Source organism: Paenibacillus sp. USDA918EY, assembly GCF_009870825.1.
Classification (GTDB): Bacteria; Bacillota; Bacilli; order Paenibacillales; family Paenibacillaceae; genus Paenibacillus_AQ; species Paenibacillus_AQ albilobatus.
Genome location: NZ_WTWY01000018.1, coordinates 24,476 through 41,817 on the forward strand (window position 1 = coordinate 24,476; position 17,342 = coordinate 41,817).

A 17,342-nucleotide genomic window follows, 5' to 3' on the forward strand; every position below is an offset into this window, starting at 1 on the left:
TCACCCTCATTTGTAGCTTTTTCCGGAGAAACCAGGCCATAAAATTTCCACCTTAGAATCGGCATTCAGATCGACGTTTTGAAAAATATCGTCCCAATGCCGCTGCTCCCTTACCCACGTTTGCGGATATTTCCGCCAGAACGCATCCGAAAACCCGAAAACGTCGGCGCCGGTTTCCCTTTGGATGAGCCGAAAAGTGGCCTGGATCCGTTTTTCGATCTCCCGGTTCATTTGTTCTTCCACGTGCCGTACTTCTTGCGGCTTCATCAGATTGACGCGCGTTTCGTTTTGGAGAATGCTCGCCTCGCCTTCGAAACGGACAATCATGCGCCACCGATCGCCGCGAATAACGGGAATTAGCTTCGTGCGGCCTTTGATGACCCTGGCGGTCATGACGCCTTCTCCTTTGCCGCCTCTTTCGTTAACATGAAACGTAACATTCGTCCTTCTGAGCTTATTCAGGATCAGCAAGGTATCGCGTTTCGCCGTATCGTCGAATGCTCCCTGCAGTTTTCCATCCTTAATGACGGCAGCACCGGAGATGAACGGGAAGGGGCTGCCGTCGTTATCTTCCTTTCGAACGATATACGGGACTACCGCGGCTTTCGAGCGGCCTGTAAGCATCTCGCTCAAATCTTTGAGCGAAACATTCATGCCGAATGGCAAAATAGCCATCTCCCGCAGCGTTTCCGCAACGTCCCTTTCCATTTTCGGATGAATGTCCAGAATCTTCTTGGCATCTCCCTTGCTGATGAAAATGTAAGCCCGCTCACGCGGCTGCGGATGCCGAAAAATAAAATCGATCTGGTCGAGTATGCCTTGTTTCGCCAGCCGTTCCCCGATAATGAATACCTCGCCGTGACCCCAAAAAACTTTTCGCGGCATCTGCTCCTGCAGCTTTGCGGCTGCCTCGGCCAAGTCGGTCCCGCTGGCGCTTTGAACGACAATCGTGTCGCTTCCGGAGCTCCCGCCCATGCCGCCGCTTCCTTCGCTGCCGGATTGGCTTGGCGTGAACACCTGTACGGAAAGCTCGATGTCACCGTTTTGCCCGACATCCAGCCCTGCCGCCATGATCAAGGCAAGATCATTCACCTCCGTGCGATCCCAGCATCCGCCCAATAAAGGAAGCAGGCCAAGCAGAAGGCATGCAGCGCCGATTTTTTTTAGAACCTTCATCATTTGCTACCACCCCGGGATGAGCCTGGCCGCTGATGGGGCCCTTGACGGTATCGGTTCCAGAATCCCGTTCTGGGCCTTCTGTTCATTTTCCAAAACGGCGCGCGGACCGCGACGTCCTTCAATTGGTTCCAGCGCGTAACGGTCACGATCGATGTATACGGCGCACCAAACGACCGGAGCGAAAACAAATGGGTCAATATAAGCGCAAAGCCCATCATCAATCCGAAAAAGCCCAGCGTCCCCGCCAAAAGCATCATCGGAAACCTCAGCAGCCTGATGGAAATCCCGAGCGTAAAATGCGGTATCAAAAAGGAGGCGATGCCCGTGATTGCCACGACCATGACCATCGGGGAAGAGACGAGCCCCGCCGCAATCGCGGCCTGTCCGATAACGAGCGCCCCCACGATGCTGACCGCCGCGCCGATTTGTTTCGGAAGCCTTACTCCCGCTTCGCGCAGCGCTTCGAACGTGATTTCCATCAATAACGCCTCGACAAGTGCCGGGAACGGGATTTGTTCCCTTGACTTGGTCATATTCAAAAGCAGCGTGGTCGGAATCATTTCCTGGTGAAACGTAACGACGGCCACGTAAAATGACGGGCCGATCAGGGCAATAAGAGCAAAAAGATAGCGAAGCCAGCGGATAGCCGAGCCGATATAATAACGCTGGTAATAATCTTCAGGCGAATGCAAAAAAGCAAAAATCGAAGTCGGCGCGATCAGGACGATCGGCGTGCCTTCGACCAGGATGGCTGCCCTTCCTTCCAAAAGATTGGCCGCCACGACATCCGGCCGTTCCGTCGTTTGCAGTTGAGGAAACGGCGAGTATGGATTGTCCTCGATCAGTTCTTCAATGTTGCCGCTCTCCAATATCCCGTCGACGTCGATGCGTTCAAGCCTCGATTCGATTTCCGAAATCAAAGCGGGATCGGCGATATCGTTCATATAAGCGATGACGACCTCCGTTTGGGAGTATCGTCCGATCCGCATCGATTTCATCTTGAGCGTCGGCGTCTTCAGTTTACGGCGAACCATGGTCACATTGTCGATCAATGTCTCGACAAAACCTTCACGGGGACCCCGTACGACCGATTCCGCCTCCGGTTCGGTAATCGAACGTTTCTCCCATTTTGCCAAAGAAAACGAAAGCGCCCGATGTTCGTCCTCCATGAGCAGCACCGGGTTTCCGTTTCCGACCTCCATCACGGCCTGCTCAAGCGTCTTTACTTGGGAAAACGACGATACGGGCAAACATTCGCATAATGCGTTCAGCCCTCCCTCATCATCCGCCAGCTTTTGCAGCGCAGGGTCAAGAATATACCGGTTCAGCATTTCGTTGTCGGTCATCCCCGTCAAAAAGACGATGACCGCCGCCTTTCGGCCGCATTTGAGATCGTGAAAAACGACATCAAAGCAATCCGCGTACAGCGCTTTGATCCTCTCGATATTGTCCATAAGTCTGGGCGTTATTGCGGATTCACCGCTGTTGTTCATCTCCGCACCTCCCGGGCAGCGATTCGCTATTGATGCCGTGCCGCTTTAACGGTTTCCGTTTAGTATGTTCTTTCGCGCCTGAAAAATTCGGAAATGCTGCAGGTTTTTCTCTTTGAAGGCATAACCCGGTGAGGAAGGAAAACGGATGATTCAGCGATTCAGCGATTCATCACGAAGTTTTTGGCGGTGCAGCAACACGTTTTGCCGGATGATTGCACGGATTTATTCGGTTGTTATCGCTTTTGAAAACCCGAATTCCCGAAAAAAAGCACCCGATGCGCATGTGCGCACGGATGCCTATATCCTTAATGGCCTAAGCTTCTATTTCTTCATGGAATCAATAACCGGCACATACCTGATCCCGGAGACGATAAAAATCTCTAAGCTGATCCTGCTCGTAAGCGTAACCCGCGCGGATCAGTAAATCCTCCCTGCAGCGGGCCGCGACCAGCTGAAGCCCTACGGGGAGCCCTTCGACGGTCAACCCGCACGGAATGGACAACGCGGGAAGTTCCGCCATATTGAAAATGCCGGTGTACCGCGTCATAGCGTCAAAGACGCTTTCCTTGTACGAACCGATCTGCACTTCGTCAACGCCGATTTTTCTGGCGGGAATCGGTATCGTCGGCGTTGCAAGCACGTCGATGCTTTCCCTAAACAGCTTGTCGAACGCCTTCATATAGACTTCTTTCATTTTGTGCGCTTCAATATATTGAATTGCCGTAATATCCAGCGAGGATTCGAGAAATGCCCTGCCGTCCGCCCCGTATTGGGACAGGCAGCATTCCATCCGGCTTTTGTGCACGACGCCCGCTTCCGACGCGGCAATCGTTAGCGAAACGTCGGCATTGCCGGCGACGAACGACACGTCCGTGTCGATGAGGATCGCGCCGAGCGACTCGAGCGCATTCAAAGCGCTGCGGTACAGCGCGTAGGTATCCGGATCGATATGCTCATTGAAGTAGCTGGTGGGAACGCCGATCCGAAGTCCCCGAATGTCGTGCTTGAGATAGGGAAGATAGGATTGCTTGGTCATGGCTCCCGCAAGGATCGCCATATCGGTCATCGTTGCCGTAATCGGACCCACATGGTCGAGCGTCCATGATACGTAAAACACGCCTTGGGTCGGCACCTTGTTATAGGTCGGCTTCAATCCGATGACGCCGCAGGATGCGGCCGGAATCCGCACGGATCCGCCGGTATCGGTTCCGATCGAGGCTACCGACAGGTCGGCCGCCACGGCGGCCGCCGATCCGCCGCTCGATCCTCCGGGCGAATATTTCGGGTTCCAGGGATTATGCACCGGACCGTAATGGGGATTGTTGGACGTTACCCCAAGCGCATATTCGTGCAAATTGTTTTTTCCTAGCAGAATGGAATCCTCTCCGAGCAGCCGGTCAACGATTGCCGCATTTTTGCCCGGAACGTGATTCGCATCGATCGAGGAGCCGTTTGTTGTACGTATGCCTTTGGTGTCGATATTGTCTTTGTACGCAAGCGGAATGCCGTACAGCAAGCCCGTCTGTTCGCCGGCCTTGGCTTTGGCTTCGATGGTTTTCGCCTCTTGGACCGCCCGTTCCTTGGCCGCCGTGATATAGGAATTCAGCTTCTTGTCTTTTAATTTTATGCGTTTTAAATACCCTTTTGTTATTTCGAGCGGCGTATACAAATGATCCGCGTAACCTGCCTGAAGTTCTTGAATCGATTTTCTGCCCATGGGCCAATCGCTCCTTTCGGCATTAACATGTTAGGGTTTCAAAGCTCTTCTAGCATTCGCATCCCTTCACCTTATGCCGAAAAAGATAGATTGGTATGGGGAAACATTCAAACCGGGCCGAAATTGGCCGGATATATTACGGCTGCTGCCATGCTTGAAACTTATTGCCGTCCGGATCCTTGAAGGTTAACTGCAAACCGCAGCCGCCTTCGTCCCGGATTTCACTTTCCGCCCAAGCGCCGGATTCCTTCAAGGAAGCTCCCAGTGCATGTATATCGTCCGTCTCGAAGCAAAGCGGGAACATTTCATAAGGGCTTCCGGTTTCATCCCAACCCGTCGTCTCAAATCGAAGCGGATGACCGCCGGGACTTGGCAGCAAAAACAGCCACTGGCCGCTGCCCATGATCATGATCGCTCCACGCCCGGGCTCAAGCGGCGAACGAAGCTTCAAGCCAAGCACGTTTTCGTACCAGCCCACCGCCGCAGGAACGTCGCTCACAGGGACGTATGCGCATTCTATGCGCTTTAACAACGCATTTTTTTCCATTCTATCGCCTCATTTCATCAAAATGGATGACGCCGGAATGCCCTCGCTTCCCTCTGTGATGGACGATTGAAGCATTGCCTGCAGGATCCGAAAGCAAACATGCGTTCTCTTATTTATAGTTCGCCGCTTCGGATTTATTTCCTTCTTATCCTTGAATTTCCCGGAAAAATTCTGAATCGTTTAAGTACCGCCGCTTTATTCAAATTGTAAAACGCTCCATGAAACTTCTCGCAAACGAAAACAATCTTTCCCCGATATGCAAGGACCAATCCAACATATTGCCGAAAACGAGAGCGGATAAATATAGAATCGCTGCGATCAGCAGCACGTTCATTATAATTTTATTGATCTGCTTTTCTTCCATCGTCATCACCTTTATTTTTCAAAATGCGAGTCGATCCAAGGAAGGACTACTTGAGCCAGTATAATCGGAGTCGCCCGATTCGCCTATCGATTTGGATGACGACAACCTTACAGCCTTGTAAGCCGAGTTGTAAAGTGAATTTAGATGTGGATGAAGGTTCAACGAAAACGAAAATAAAAGGCACCCGGTTTTGAAGATATAAAAAGCAACAGTTTCGAAGCGATGGCTTCCTTGTTTTGCAAGGAAAAATTCCACAAAGCGCGGCCTGTCTTCCGTGACAGCACTTTCGATAAACGTTTTCCTTATGCAAGGTTTTCCGGAAAACCAAGGTAAAAAACGGCTATAACCGATCTCTCCCCGCTCCATAAACCGAATTACGGCTAAAATAATAAGCAATAAATCAAACGGAGGCGATTTGCTATGCGGCAATTCACAAACAGAACCCATTCGAAAGGACAAATCATGATGAAGAAAACGGTGATCTTAATATATGAAAATAATCAATATTGGGGTGTTGGCCCATGTTGACGCAGGAAAAACGACGCTGACGGAACAGATCCTGTATCAATCGGGCGTAAAAAGCCGGGCCGGGTCCGTCGACCGCGGAGATACGACGACGGATTCGCTCGACATCGAGCGGAGAAGAGGCATTACGGTAAAATCCGCAGCGGTATCTTTTTGGGTCGGCGACAAGCTGAAGGTAAATGTGATCGATACGCCGGGACATGCCGATTTTATTTCGGAAGTCGAGCATTCCCTGAGCGTCCTGGACGGGGTGATTCTCGTCATATCCGCGGTCGAGGGCGTTCAGGCACAAACCCGGGTGCTCATGCAGACACTTAAGCAGCTGGGCATGCCGACCCTGTTATTCATGAACAAAATCGACCGCATGGGCGCGGATTATGCTAAGGTCCGGAACATGATCCGGTCGTTATTGGATGAGCATATTTGCGAAATGAACATCGTGGAGAACGAAGGCTGCGAGGAAGTGCGCCTTCAGGAAGCCGATCCGGTATCCGCCCGGTGGCTCGAAACCTTGGCCGCTCATGACGATGAATTGCTTCGGTTGTACGCGGAGGACGTTCCCTTAACGTCCGAAAGGCTGCGCAAGGAATTGATCCAACAGACAAAAGACGGAAAAGCCTTTCCCCTGTTCGCCGGTTCGGCCGCCAAAGGCATGGGCGTCAAGCAGCTGCTTGATTGCCTGGGCGACTTCATACCCTCGAACGCTGCGACGGGGAGTAAGCCGGCCGAGGACCGCCCGTTGTCCGGCATCGTGTTTAAGGTCGTTAAAGATCGGGCGGGTGAAAGAGCGGCTTTTATCCGATTATTCGCGGGGCAGCTCCGGTTGCGGGACGAAGTGCAGGTGATTTCCCGGAATGGCTCCGCACGCATGCTTAAGGTCAAGCAGCTGCAGTCCCTTCAGGGGGATAAAAGAACTGCCGCCGGCTTGGTGAGTGCAGGAGACATCGCGGTGATGACAAGCGCGGAGCTGTTTGTGGGCGACGTGATCGGCGTTCGATCCGGCCGGATCAGGGACTTCGCCTTTCACAAACCCCCGATTCAAGTAAACGTGCTTGCGGAGCATGCCCAGGATCCGACGGCTCTTTCCCAGGCGCTTAGCGCTTTGACCATCGAGGATCCATTTTTGGAGTACCAGCATGATCAAAATACGCAGGAGCATACGATCCGGGTGTTCGGAAAGGTTCAGCAGGAAGTACTGGCCGAGACCATTTGGGAGGAGTACGGCATACATGTCTCCTTCTCCCCTCCAAGGGTGATGTGCATCGAAAAACCGGTTGCTTGCGGAAAGTCCGCGGAATTTATCGGGGAAGCGGGCAATCCTTTTTGGGCGACCGTCGGTTTCCGGGTCGAACCCGGCCCTGCCGGCAGCGGGTTAACCTACAATTTGGAGGTTGAGCTCGGGTCTCTCCCCCTGTCCTTTCAAAAAGCCATTCAGGAGACGGTCGCCGAAACGTTGAACGAAGGATTGTACGGCTGGCCCGTAACCGATATCACCGTCACGTTGACGCATACGGGATACGCAAGCCCCGTATCCACCGCCAAAGACTTCCGGCGACTGGTTCCGCTTGTGCTGATGGATGCCCTGTCGAGGGCTGGCACGGTCGTTTATGAACCTGTCGGCAGCGCCCGCATGATCGTGCCCGAAACCAGTTTAAGCAAAGTGTTGTCCCGGCTGGCCCAGCTGGAAGGAACGTTTCAGGAGCCCGACTTTCAAGGCAAGGTTGCCCATTTGAACGCGGAGATCCCGGTGCGGACGGCGGACGCGCTGAAAGCGGAGCTGAACTCGTTAACGAACGGCGAGGGCATGCTGTCGATCAAGCCCGACGGCTATGCCAAGGTGTGGTCCGCATTCCCGGAAAACGAGCGCAGGCAATTAAATCCGCTGAATCGCGGGGAATATCTACTGCGCTTGAACAAAATCATGGAGTAAACAAAAAGTCCCGCTTGCCTTGGTGGCGTTTGCGGGACTTGCTTTTCAATAACTTATTCAGCGATTTTTTTCTCCATAACGTAATCGTCCATCACAAAACCGTTTCCGATGTCCGCGACTTGCGTTCGTACGGTTTTGAAGCCTTTTTTCTCGTACACGGCGATGGTGGAATGATTGTGCCTGTTCACAGTCAGCCAGATCGAACCCAAGCTCCGCTTTTTGCATAACTCCGTCAGCAGCTTCATCGCTTGGCTGGCATACCCTTTTCCCCGATGTTCCTTAAGAATGTAAAACTTGCTAAGGAACAGCCTGCCATCCTCCTCTTTTATGCCCAAATAGCCGATGTTGGCGCCGTGTACGTTCATAAAATAATATTCGTATCCTTGACGCTTCGTCTGGTCCTGGATGGCCGCGACGGATTGGAACTTCTCCACCATGTATTCGATTTGTTCCTTCGAGATGATGCTTACGAAATATTCAAACCAAATACGCGAGGCCATGTCCGCCAACGACGCGATGTCTTCTTCCGTTTCGGCTTGCAATAATGTCAGATCCATCATCGACCTCCATCCTTCCCGAATATCGAAAAGCTCGATACCAAACGTTTAGTTCCGTAAACAAGACGTTATTCGTCCAGCAAAGCCGCTTGGCGTTTATAATGATCTTCGATCACCATGCATGCCATCGCTTCGATCACGGGCACGACGCGCGGACAAATGCAAGGATCGTGGCGGCCGATGGTCGCGATTTCCCGTTCGTTGCCTTCCATATCCACCGTACGCTGCGGAGAGGAAATGGACGACGTCGGCTTGACGACAACCCGGAACACGATCTCATCTCCGGTGCTGATGCCGCCGATGATGCCGCCCGCATGATTGGTCAAAAACCCGCTTGCGTCCATCTGGTCGTTATGCTCGCTGCCCCGCATGTTGGCCGCTTCGAAACCGGCGCCGAATTCAATCCCTTTAATCGCCCCGATCGACAGCATCGCCTTGGCCAGCTCCGCATCCAGCTTGTCGAATACGGGCTCCCCGAGCCCCGGCGCCACGCCGCGAATCCGGCATTCCACGATGCCGCCGCAGCTGTTGCCTTCCGCCGCCAGCCGTTCGATGAGTTCGACCATGCGCTCCGCCGCCGAAGGGTCGCATGCCCGTACCGCGTTGCGTTCAATAACGTTTTCGTCAAAAGTCTCGCACCGAATCCCTCCGATTTCCAGCGAGTAGGCGACGATCGAAACGCCGCGGCGTTCCAGCAGCCTGCGGGCCACTGCTCCTGCGGCCACACGCGCCGCAGTCTCTCTTCCCGAGGCCCTGCCGCTGCCGCGGTAATCGCGGATGCCGTACTTTTTCTCATAAGTGTAATCCGCATGTCCCGGTCTGTACATGGATTTGATGTCATCATAAGCCGACGGGCGCATATCCGTGTTGTTCAGCATGATGCAAAGCGGAGTTCCCGTCGTACGCCCCTCGAACGTTCCGGATAAAATCCGGATTTTGTCGTATTCTTTCCGCGGCGTCGTCACGGACGATTGCCCCGGCTTCCTCCGGTCCATTTGGACTTGGATATATGCCTCATCCAGCTCAACGCCTGGCGTAACGCCTTCCACGATCACGCCTACCGCTTCGCCGTGCGATTCTCCGAACGTCGTCATTTTTAATCTTTCGCCAAACGTGCTTCCGGCCATTTTAATTCCCCCTGGGTCGTTAGGATTTCTTCTCTTTTAGTTTAGCGGTATACTTGAAAATAAATGAAATTGCAATTTTCGATGTTTGTCATAGAGAGGGTTGATAACAAATGATGATCAATACCGAATGGTACCGGATATTTCTTCATGCCGCCGAAAACTCCAATTTGACCAAAGCCGCCCAAACCCTTCACATGACGCAGCCTTCCGTAAGTTACGCCATCAAACAGCTGGAGGAGGCGCTCGGGGTCGCCCTTTTCGACAGGCTGTCGAAAGGCGTACGGTTGACGCAGGAAGGACAAGCGTTATACATGCATGTGCGGCAAGCATTCGAAGAGCTTGAATCGGCGGAGCGTTACATGAAGAAGCTGAAGCGCTTCAGCGAAGGCAGGCTGCGAATCGGCGCCAACGGGGCGATTATCAAGGAATTTCTCCTGCCTACGCTGGACGTCTTCCATGCCCGCTACCCGCAAATCCGCATCCAGATGTCCCAGGAAAAAACAAGCCGTATTTTGGAGCGGCTGAAAAACGGGACGCTTGATCTCGGCTTCGTCCATCTCCCGATTTCGGATGATGAGATCCGGATCCATTCCTCCCATGCCTCATCCTATTGCGCCGTTGTTGGAAACGCCTTTGCGGACCGGGCGCAAAAGCCTTTGCCGACGGCGGAACTGACCCAGCTCCCTCTCCTGATGTTAACGCCGGGCAGCTCAACCCGTTTGTTTATCGAAGGATGGTTCCGATCGCAGGGATTCGAGGTGGACGCTGACTTCGAATTAAACAATTTGGACATGCTCGCCGAATTTGCCAAACGCGGGTACGGGGCCGCCTTTTTGCCGAAAAGTTTCGTCGCCCACTATATCGCGGACGGTTCCCTGCTGGAACTCGAGACCGAAACCCCGCTGCCCGAACGGCGTTTCGGCATTGCGATTCCGAAGGACGTATCTTTGTCCATCGCCGCCGGCGCATTTTTGGAATTGCTGAATTAGCTGGAATGGCCGAACGATCTTGCTTAACCTAGCCGCTGTTATATGGCGCCGACCTCGAGAATGATTTTTCCGATATTGCGGTTTTCCAGCATGTGCATGTGAGCTTCCTCGGCTTTATCCAAAGGGAAGATGGCGTCGACGATCGGCCGCATCTCTCCGTTTACAAAATACGGCAAAGCCGCGCCGTAAAATTCTTTTGTCAGTCGTGCTTTATAATCATCGTCCCTTGGCGTGAGCAGCGTACCTGTCAATTCGATCATTTTGCTCATAAGCGGGAATAAATCCACCTGCTTGACTACGCTGCCTCCAAGGATGCCGATCAAAACCCAGCGCCCGGACGGCTTGATGCTTTTCAGGTTGCTTTCCCAGTAGTCGGCTCCGACAAAATCCAGAATGACGTCGACTCCTTTGCCTTCCGTCGCTTTCAGCACTTCCTCGTCAAAGTCCTGCTCCTTGTAATTGATGAGGACGTCTGCGCCCAGTTTTCGGCAAAACTCAAGTTTTTCGCGGCTTCCGGCCGTCACGATGACTTTGGCGTTGCGCAACGTTTTGGCCAATTGAATGGCCGCCGTACCTACGCCGCTTGCGCCGGCATGGATTAACACCGATTCGTTCTCCCGGAGTTTTCCGATCCAGAACAACGTCTGATAAGCCGTCAGAAATACTTCCGGGATCGCGGCCGCTTCCGCGAACGTAAACGACTCCGGAATTTTCATCGCCCGCTCCGCAGGCATGACCGCATATTCCGCATACCCTCCTCCGTTCACCAAACCCATGACGCGATCGCCGGCTTGAAAGCCGGATTCGCCGTTCGCCTCCGCCACCGTTCCGGCGACTTCAACGCCTAAAATCGGGTTGGTCATATATCCCGCCTTTCCTTGGCGGGTGACGATATCCGTTCGGTTGACCGCCGCGGCATGAACCTTGATCAGCAGTTCCCCCGCAACGGGGCGCGGAATTTCCACTTCTTTCAGTTCCAGCGGATGACGCTCGCCCATTCTGTTTACAGTTATTCCTAACATTGACGAAACCTCCTGCGTATAGATTTGATGTATGTGATTTTATGATCGCCAAGACGGCTGAATATATGATGAAATCCAAATTTATTATAATGCTTAACCTTTTTCATCACCAAACAGGTTCGGGTCGTGCCGTCCATTGCAGCTGATCGCAAAAGGCGAATAAATCTGCCAATGATTGACCAAATCTGTTCAGGATGTTAATCTAGCGAAAGTTTGATGACTCTGCTTAACCCTCCTACATTCGATAAAAGGAAAGGTTTTTGAAATGCCGATCTACAGCCGCATCGCCATCATGATGCCCCCTTTTCCCTAGCTAGGCTCCTATTCTTGACGTAACGGAATATCAGCTTTAGCTTGTAGGAGGGCTAACATAAATGATAAAATACGCAGCACCGTCTTTATTGTTGATGATTGTTCTTGTGGCGTTTCCGCAAATCAGCGAAACCGCCTATACGCCGTCGCTGCCCGATATTTCCGCGGCGCTCGGCGTTTCGAACAGCTCCGTTCAGTTCACCCTCAGCGTTTATTTTATCGGATTTGCGCTGGGCGTTTTCGGCTTCGGGTGGCTATCCGACCTGATCGGGCGCAGGCCGGCCATGCTTGGCGGCCTCGTGGTCTACGGCGTCGGCAGCTTGTTATGTTTTTTTTCGGAATCCATCGCCCTGCTTCTCATCAGCCGGTTTATTCAGGCCTTCGGCGCGGCAACGGGGTCGATCATTACGCAAACGATGCTTCGTGAAAGCGTTCCGGGGGAAAAACGGCATGCGATGTTCGCTCGAATATCGGCCGTCATCGCTTTTACCCCTGCAGTCGGGCCGCTGATCGGCGGATGGATCGACCAGGCCTTCGGTTTTAGAGCCGTCTTTTTTTCGCTTGTGGCGATGAGCTGTTTGCTGTTTGTTTACGCTTTTTTGAAACTGCCTGAAACGGCGGATGTGTCCGCAAGGACGAAAGCAGCCGTTTTTCCTGTCGTGAAAAAGATGCTGTCATTGCCGCGGGTACTGGCGTTCGGAGCATTGATCGGCGGAATCAATGGGGTTTTATTCAGCTATTACGCGGAGGCTCCCTTCCTTTTTATCGAACGCTTTCGCCTTTCGCCGGGAGTTTACGGCTTTTTGGGTATCTTTGTGGCGTCGGCATCCGTCGTGGGCGCCATGATCTCCAAAAGATTGCTGCGCACTCGCGCTCCGGAAACGATCATTCATCTGGGCTGTCTCGTGATGGCGTCAGGCGCGCTTCTGTTAACGATCGCAAGCTGCTTGCCGATGCTGCCGGACATCCTGGTCATGATCGGCATCGTCATCACGATGTTTGCCTTGTTCATCGGATCCGGAATTGCGCTGCCCAATTGCCTGAGCCTGGCGCTTGCGGATTTTAAGGACGTGATCGGGACAGCCGGCGCCGTATTCAGTTTGGGATATTATTTGCTGGTCAGCGCGGCCACATGGGGAATGAGCGTTCTTCATAACGGATCGCTGCTGACGATGCCGTTGTATTTTCTGGCCATCAGTATCGGAATGCTGCTGATCGGCTGGAAATGGATTCGAACGAACGCATAAATGTTGTTCCTGATAGATGTTCGAAGGAGCGATAAACCGGGGCAATCGGGAGTATTGGCAGTCCAGCGCTTTAAGAAAAGCCGCTGGACTGCTTTTTTTTGCAGGATCAACAGTTTGTAAAACGGTACCGGATAAAGGCGTCCGTCAGCCAACTGCTTATGTGTAGTTTTTTTGCTGATCGGTCTTTCGTTTGCGGTACCATGGCAGCGTCGACAGCGGCGCATCCACTTCCATTTCGCAAGGTCCGGTTACCCGGCTGCCGTCCGCTCCCTCCCAGGCGCCGGAAGGAAAGAACACCCTACGGGACACAGCTCCCTTATGCAATACCGGCGCAACCAAAATATCGTCTCCCAGCATAAACTGGTCGTTTACCTCCTCATATCCTTCATCCGGAAATACGTAAGCCAGATGCCTCATGATCGGCTCCCCGGTTGCAGCCGCAGATTTGGCAAGGGAGGCGATTTCCTCCCCCATTCGGGCGTGGAGACGCGCCGCCTCGATGCAATACTCCAAATGCTTCTCGTCCAGCACTCTCCATGGTGCGGTAGAGAATTGCATCATCGGGAATAACGCAGAGCACTGCGCGTATCGGACGAACAGCTCGGCATCGACTTCAAAATCGGGCCTGATCAAATCCCCGTATTGTCCGCCGCCGACCATGTCCGGACAGTTAAACGCATATCCCGCAAGCCCTTGCGCCAGACCGTTGGGGATTAAGCTGGCCAGGCCGTCGCGTCCCCAGCTGTGGTTTTTGTCGCTGAGCCGCTGTACCAGCGGCTGCCCTGCGCATTTCCAGCAAGCCCGGTATTCGTTGAAAGCATACCGGAGCCCGATGCGCGCCCAGGCCTCGCATTGGCCGTTTGGCGTCATCGGCAGAGCGCTGACGTCGTCCGGCCGGTAATATTGGGGATCGCCCGCATCCAATTTAAAACCGTCCACCCCGTAGGCGTCGATAAGCCGGTCCAACTCGCCGGCAAACCAGTTCACCGCATCCGGATTCGATCCGTCCAAAACGGCGCTGTACCCGTTCCACCATTCGCGGATGACCGGACTGCCCGATGTGTCCCGCAGCAAACAGCCCCGTTCCCGAAGCCCGCGGAACACCTCCCCGTCCGGACTGATGAATGGGCAAACCCATAGCATGACGCGAAATCCGAGTTCATGCAGCCGATCGATCATCCGTGCCGGGTCCGGGAATCGCCCGGGATGAAATCGAAGCGTGCCGTAGTCTTCGTGCCAATTGTCGTCGATCATCAAAATGCCCGGCGGCAGCCCATGGGCGAGGATCGCTTCGGCATAGGCGAGAACTTTTTCCTGTGTGGGCTCGTAGCTCATTTCCATCCAGGTGTTGTACTGGGGAACGCTGAAAAATCGCAAATCCGGATGCGTGCCGGTTGGCGGGAAATGCGTCCGGGAAGCCCGAAGGAACGCATCGCGCAGATTTTCCCCTTCGGTTCCGATCGTAATGTCCGCCTGGGCAGCTTCAATAACCAATCGGCCGCCGGCAAAAGAATAACGGAAAGGCTCCTCCGACCAAACATACCTCCCTTTGTTGGACAGCAGAAGCGGGCTCCCCTGATTGTAGGCTAGATCCCCGGACAGATCGCGTGCATGGCGTTCCCTGAAAGGCATCAGCGTTCCGTCTTGGACCACCCCGCCCCACCAGCATTCGCCAGGCAATAATGGAATCGTCATCTTTTCGTTATACATGGCTTCTCCTCCCCATTTCGGCCGAGACACAGGATGCGTTCTTGGCTTTTTTTCAATGAAAACCCTAAAATTACGCGATACCGACTGCGTTGCATAAAGCGGTGTGAAACCTCAGCCTCCCGGCATCTACAAGCTTTTGTCGATAGGAAAAGAAAGCCCCGACCATGCTTTGCGCGAGGTCCATTCCTGATCCGGATCGCGCCAAAACGGAGACTCCGCAGGCAGACCCAGCGGCAAAAAGACCAAGGAACATAGATACACGCTTCCTGCCGATATGTATAATTCTCCGATTTCCGGCTGGTCCCCGCAAAAGCCGATGCTGAGCCATCCCCGGTCGTCGTAAAAACCGGGAGCTTCCGCCATCCGTTTGATTACGGCAGTCAATGCGCAGCGCACTTGAGGCGGGGCCAGTTGTTCGGGGAGGTCTTCCCGAAGCGCCATTTGGCTTAAAGGCTGAAATGCGCCGAAGCGGTATGCAAGAGAGCGGCCGATCGGGGGAAACGTGCCTTCGGGAGAAATGAGCCGTTCCTGAATCGCCGCATACCGTTTCGCCCTTTGAAGGACGACCGGACGGCTGGCGGCCCAATCTTGATACTGATCGCCGACCGTATCCAAAATGTCGATCAGCATCGGTTGGATGACGAATCCGTTGTAATAATCCCAGGCAAACTCTTCCCCGTCCGAATACATCCCGTCGCCAAAATACCATTTTTCATGCTGCTTTAAAGCAAAATCGATCCGCATCGGGTCCCACTGTTCGCCGATCCGGAACAAACATGCTTCCACGGTCGCCGCGAACAGCAGCCAATTGCTGTAAAAAGGCCTTACCCTCCGCAGCGTATACAGCGCATTCGCGACGTTTTTCTTGACCCTTGCATCCAGCTTATCCCATAGTTCGGTCGGGGCGCGAAGAATCGCCTGCGCGAGAAAGGCCATATCGACAAGCGGCTGCTCCCCTTGAGTGAGGTTCACGCAGTCTGGGGAGTCCGGGTCCGTCCCGGCATCGATCGCCCGCCTTGCCAGCTCGGCATACCGTTCGCGTAGTTCTCCTTCCTCTCCGCTCCGTCCGCCCGTTTCCAACCAAGGCGCCATGCCGGTCAGCAACCTTCCCAAAGCCTCAAGATGCATGTATGGAATCCGCGACGGGTCCCCTTTGACCGGCATCGATGCTTTCAAGCGCTTTTCGGAAAGCGCATTCAAAACGGGCTCCGCAATGCGGCTCATCGTATCGATCCAATACCTTCTGCTATCCGTTACCATGATCAATCGCCCACCTCTTTTTTCGTCGAAGATGTATTTCAACAAAATCAAGCCATAACGAGCTTCCTAAACCTTTTCTTCGCGTTCCGCACATTTCCTTTTCGTTTCTTCAAATAATTCGACAACTTTCTTCCCGCAGAAAAAAAGCCCTTGCCGGCATGATCCGGCCAAGGGCTTTTAGCGATAACATGGTCACCTTCATAACGCGCAGCTATTGAAAAAGGAACGTTCCCGATCGAGATAGGCATATGAACAAACACGACGCCGACTGCATCCGCATGTGCCGATTATTCCAACGCTCCATCCTGCTCCGATAACGAATACAAAGGCACTTCCCGTTCATCTTGCGGATTACCCAACGGGTAAATGCGGGCGGTTTCGTTTTGCTCGTCGACATGTTGAATGTAGATCGGCGTCCCGTCGCACATGACGTTGGCCATGACCGGGGACGATGCGATTTCCTTTGCCCTTTGTACATTCATGCGAAAAGGCCTCCTTGATTGATAGGTTCGCCTTTTACTATGCGCAAAGCAAATATTGGCTATTCGCTTTTCGCCGCCTCGCGGCCGAAAACCTCGAACTGGCTCAGCGCCGGGAACGGCGAGGGTTCATTCGATTGGACCAGATCCTTCAGCGTAACCCACTCCACTTTTCGAGGTTCCAGGACGATGATCTGCTTCCGGTCGGTTTTGACCAGGTCTGCAACATGTTGGCTCCCGTCCGAAAAAACCAGCGTAACCCGTTCCCAATAATTATCATGCGGAAAATCCGCCCGGATCGTGATCGCCACTTTGTCGATGTCGACCGTTCTGCCAAAATGGACCGTAATCTCCGCATCCTTCCGCTGGTTGATTCCCCAAGACTCAAAAGGCCACTTTCCGTGGGAATAATTCATGCTGTTGCCGTTGATCGCGTTCCGTGCGGCAAAAACGGATTCGCCCCGGGTTTCCACGTTTGCGCTCGCATGGGGAAAGCAGGAGTGGTTATCATGATGGTCATAGGCATTCAGCGCCACGTTTTTGTATGCGTTGATTTCATCCTCCGCCGCCAGTCGCGCGTTCAGCGCATGCAGCTCGCCGGAAAACGCTTTCGGGGAATAGGAAAACTTTTTCTCGCCGAACGGAACGGGAAAGCGGAATTCATGCTCCTTTAAATAGATAAAGGCCGGGCCTATGGCATCGTCAAGTTGCATAATCAAATATACGTTTTTTGATTCGCTTTTTAAAACAATTTCGTCCCCCGGCTGATAGTTGCCGGAATAAACGAGCTGGACCTGTCCATCATCGGTGACGGCCGCTTTTACGGTTCCGTCGCTGTCTAAAACTTCAAGCGTGATACGATCCAATTGGCATCCTCCCATCTG

15 protein-coding genes are annotated in these 17,342 nt (G+C 53.4%); 3 read left to right on the forward strand and 12 right to left on the reverse strand.

The features are described 5' to 3' along the window. Nucleotides 1-6 precede the first annotated feature (6 nt). The 5 genes from GQY55_RS25705 to GQY55_RS25725 form a co-directional block, all read right to left on the reverse strand. Nucleotides 7-1,176, reverse strand: a complete 1,170-nt coding sequence (locus GQY55_RS25705) for a Ger(x)C family spore germination protein (protein WP_236575861.1) — start codon at nucleotides 1,174-1,176, stop codon at nucleotides 7-9. Continuing rightward, entirely contained in the window at nucleotides 1,176-2,672 is a 1,497-nt protein-coding gene (locus tag GQY55_RS25710; protein ID WP_160044777.1) for a spore germination protein, read from the reverse strand. Before GQY55_RS25710 ends, GQY55_RS25705 begins: the two co-directional genes overlap by 1 nt. A gap of 337 nt (nucleotides 2,673-3,009) precedes the next feature. After that, on the reverse strand, nucleotides 3,010-4,389 hold the full coding sequence (locus GQY55_RS25715; protein WP_160044778.1) for an amidase: 1,380 nt from the start codon (nucleotides 4,387-4,389) through the stop codon (nucleotides 3,010-3,012). A 136-nt stretch (nucleotides 4,390-4,525) separates the two neighbouring features. After that, nucleotides 4,526-4,921 carry a VOC family protein gene (locus tag GQY55_RS25720; RefSeq protein WP_236575862.1) on the reverse strand — a complete coding sequence of 132 codons (396 nt, stop codon included), beginning with the start codon at nucleotides 4,919-4,921 and terminating at the stop codon, nucleotides 4,526-4,528. A gap of 214 nt (nucleotides 4,922-5,135) precedes the next feature. Next, nucleotides 5,136-5,300 (reverse strand): hypothetical protein, encoded by a 165-nt coding sequence (locus tag GQY55_RS25725; protein WP_160044780.1) that lies wholly within the window; start codon nucleotides 5,298-5,300, stop codon nucleotides 5,136-5,138. 490 nt (nucleotides 5,301-5,790) lie between these two features. Here GQY55_RS25725 and GQY55_RS25730 point away from each other — a divergent pair, with 490 nt between their 5' ends. Then, nucleotides 5,791-7,755: an elongation factor G gene (locus GQY55_RS25730; RefSeq protein ID WP_160044781.1), complete on the forward strand. Its 1,965-nt coding sequence runs from the start codon at nucleotides 5,791-5,793 to the stop codon at nucleotides 7,753-7,755. 53 nt (nucleotides 7,756-7,808) lie between these two features. Here GQY55_RS25730 and GQY55_RS25735 read toward each other — a convergent pair whose 3' ends face one another. Next, entirely contained in the window at nucleotides 7,809-8,312 is a 504-nt protein-coding gene (locus tag GQY55_RS25735; RefSeq protein ID WP_160044861.1) for a GNAT family N-acetyltransferase, read from the reverse strand. A 68-nt stretch (nucleotides 8,313-8,380) separates the two neighbouring features. Next, nucleotides 8,381-9,439 (reverse strand): chorismate synthase, encoded by a 1,059-nt coding sequence (gene aroC / locus GQY55_RS25740; RefSeq protein WP_160044782.1) that lies wholly within the window; start codon nucleotides 9,437-9,439, stop codon nucleotides 8,381-8,383. Nucleotides 9,440-9,549: 110 nt separating this feature from the next. Here aroC and GQY55_RS25745 point away from each other — a divergent pair, with 110 nt between their 5' ends. Next, a complete protein-coding gene (locus tag GQY55_RS25745) occupies nucleotides 9,550-10,428 on the forward strand; it encodes a LysR family transcriptional regulator (protein WP_160044783.1) in 879 nt (292 codons plus the stop codon). Nucleotides 10,429-10,466: 38 nt separating this feature from the next. On the opposite strand, the gene GQY55_RS25750 is transcribed toward GQY55_RS25745, so the two are convergent. Then, complete coding sequence (locus GQY55_RS25750) at nucleotides 10,467-11,450, reverse strand: NAD(P)H-quinone oxidoreductase (protein WP_160044784.1); 984 nt, start codon at nucleotides 11,448-11,450, stop codon at nucleotides 10,467-10,469. A 374-nt stretch (nucleotides 11,451-11,824) separates the two neighbouring features. Between GQY55_RS25750 and GQY55_RS25755 the strand changes: the two genes are divergently transcribed. After that, nucleotides 11,825-13,009 carry a multidrug effflux MFS transporter gene (locus GQY55_RS25755; protein ID WP_160044785.1) on the forward strand — a complete coding sequence of 395 codons (1,185 nt, stop codon included), beginning with the start codon at nucleotides 11,825-11,827 and terminating at the stop codon, nucleotides 13,007-13,009. Between the two features lie 156 nt (nucleotides 13,010-13,165). On the opposite strand, the gene GQY55_RS25760 is transcribed toward GQY55_RS25755, so the two are convergent. The 4 genes from GQY55_RS25760 to GQY55_RS25775 form a co-directional block, all read right to left on the reverse strand. After that, a complete protein-coding gene (locus GQY55_RS25760) occupies nucleotides 13,166-14,719 on the reverse strand; it encodes a glycoside hydrolase family 31 protein (RefSeq protein WP_160044786.1) in 1,554 nt (517 codons plus the stop codon). A 126-nt stretch (nucleotides 14,720-14,845) separates the two neighbouring features. Continuing rightward, entirely contained in the window at nucleotides 14,846-15,979 is a 1,134-nt protein-coding gene (locus GQY55_RS25765) for a DUF2264 domain-containing protein (RefSeq protein WP_160044787.1), read from the reverse strand. A gap of 287 nt (nucleotides 15,980-16,266) precedes the next feature. Beyond that, complete coding sequence (locus GQY55_RS25770) at nucleotides 16,267-16,461, reverse strand: small acid-soluble spore protein H (protein ID WP_160044788.1); 195 nt, start codon at nucleotides 16,459-16,461, stop codon at nucleotides 16,267-16,269. A 59-nt stretch (nucleotides 16,462-16,520) separates the two neighbouring features. Beyond that, nucleotides 16,521-17,324 carry a carbohydrate-binding protein gene (locus tag GQY55_RS25775; RefSeq protein WP_201452241.1) on the reverse strand — a complete coding sequence of 268 codons (804 nt, stop codon included), beginning with the start codon at nucleotides 17,322-17,324 and terminating at the stop codon, nucleotides 16,521-16,523. Nucleotides 17,325-17,342 lie beyond the last annotated feature (18 nt).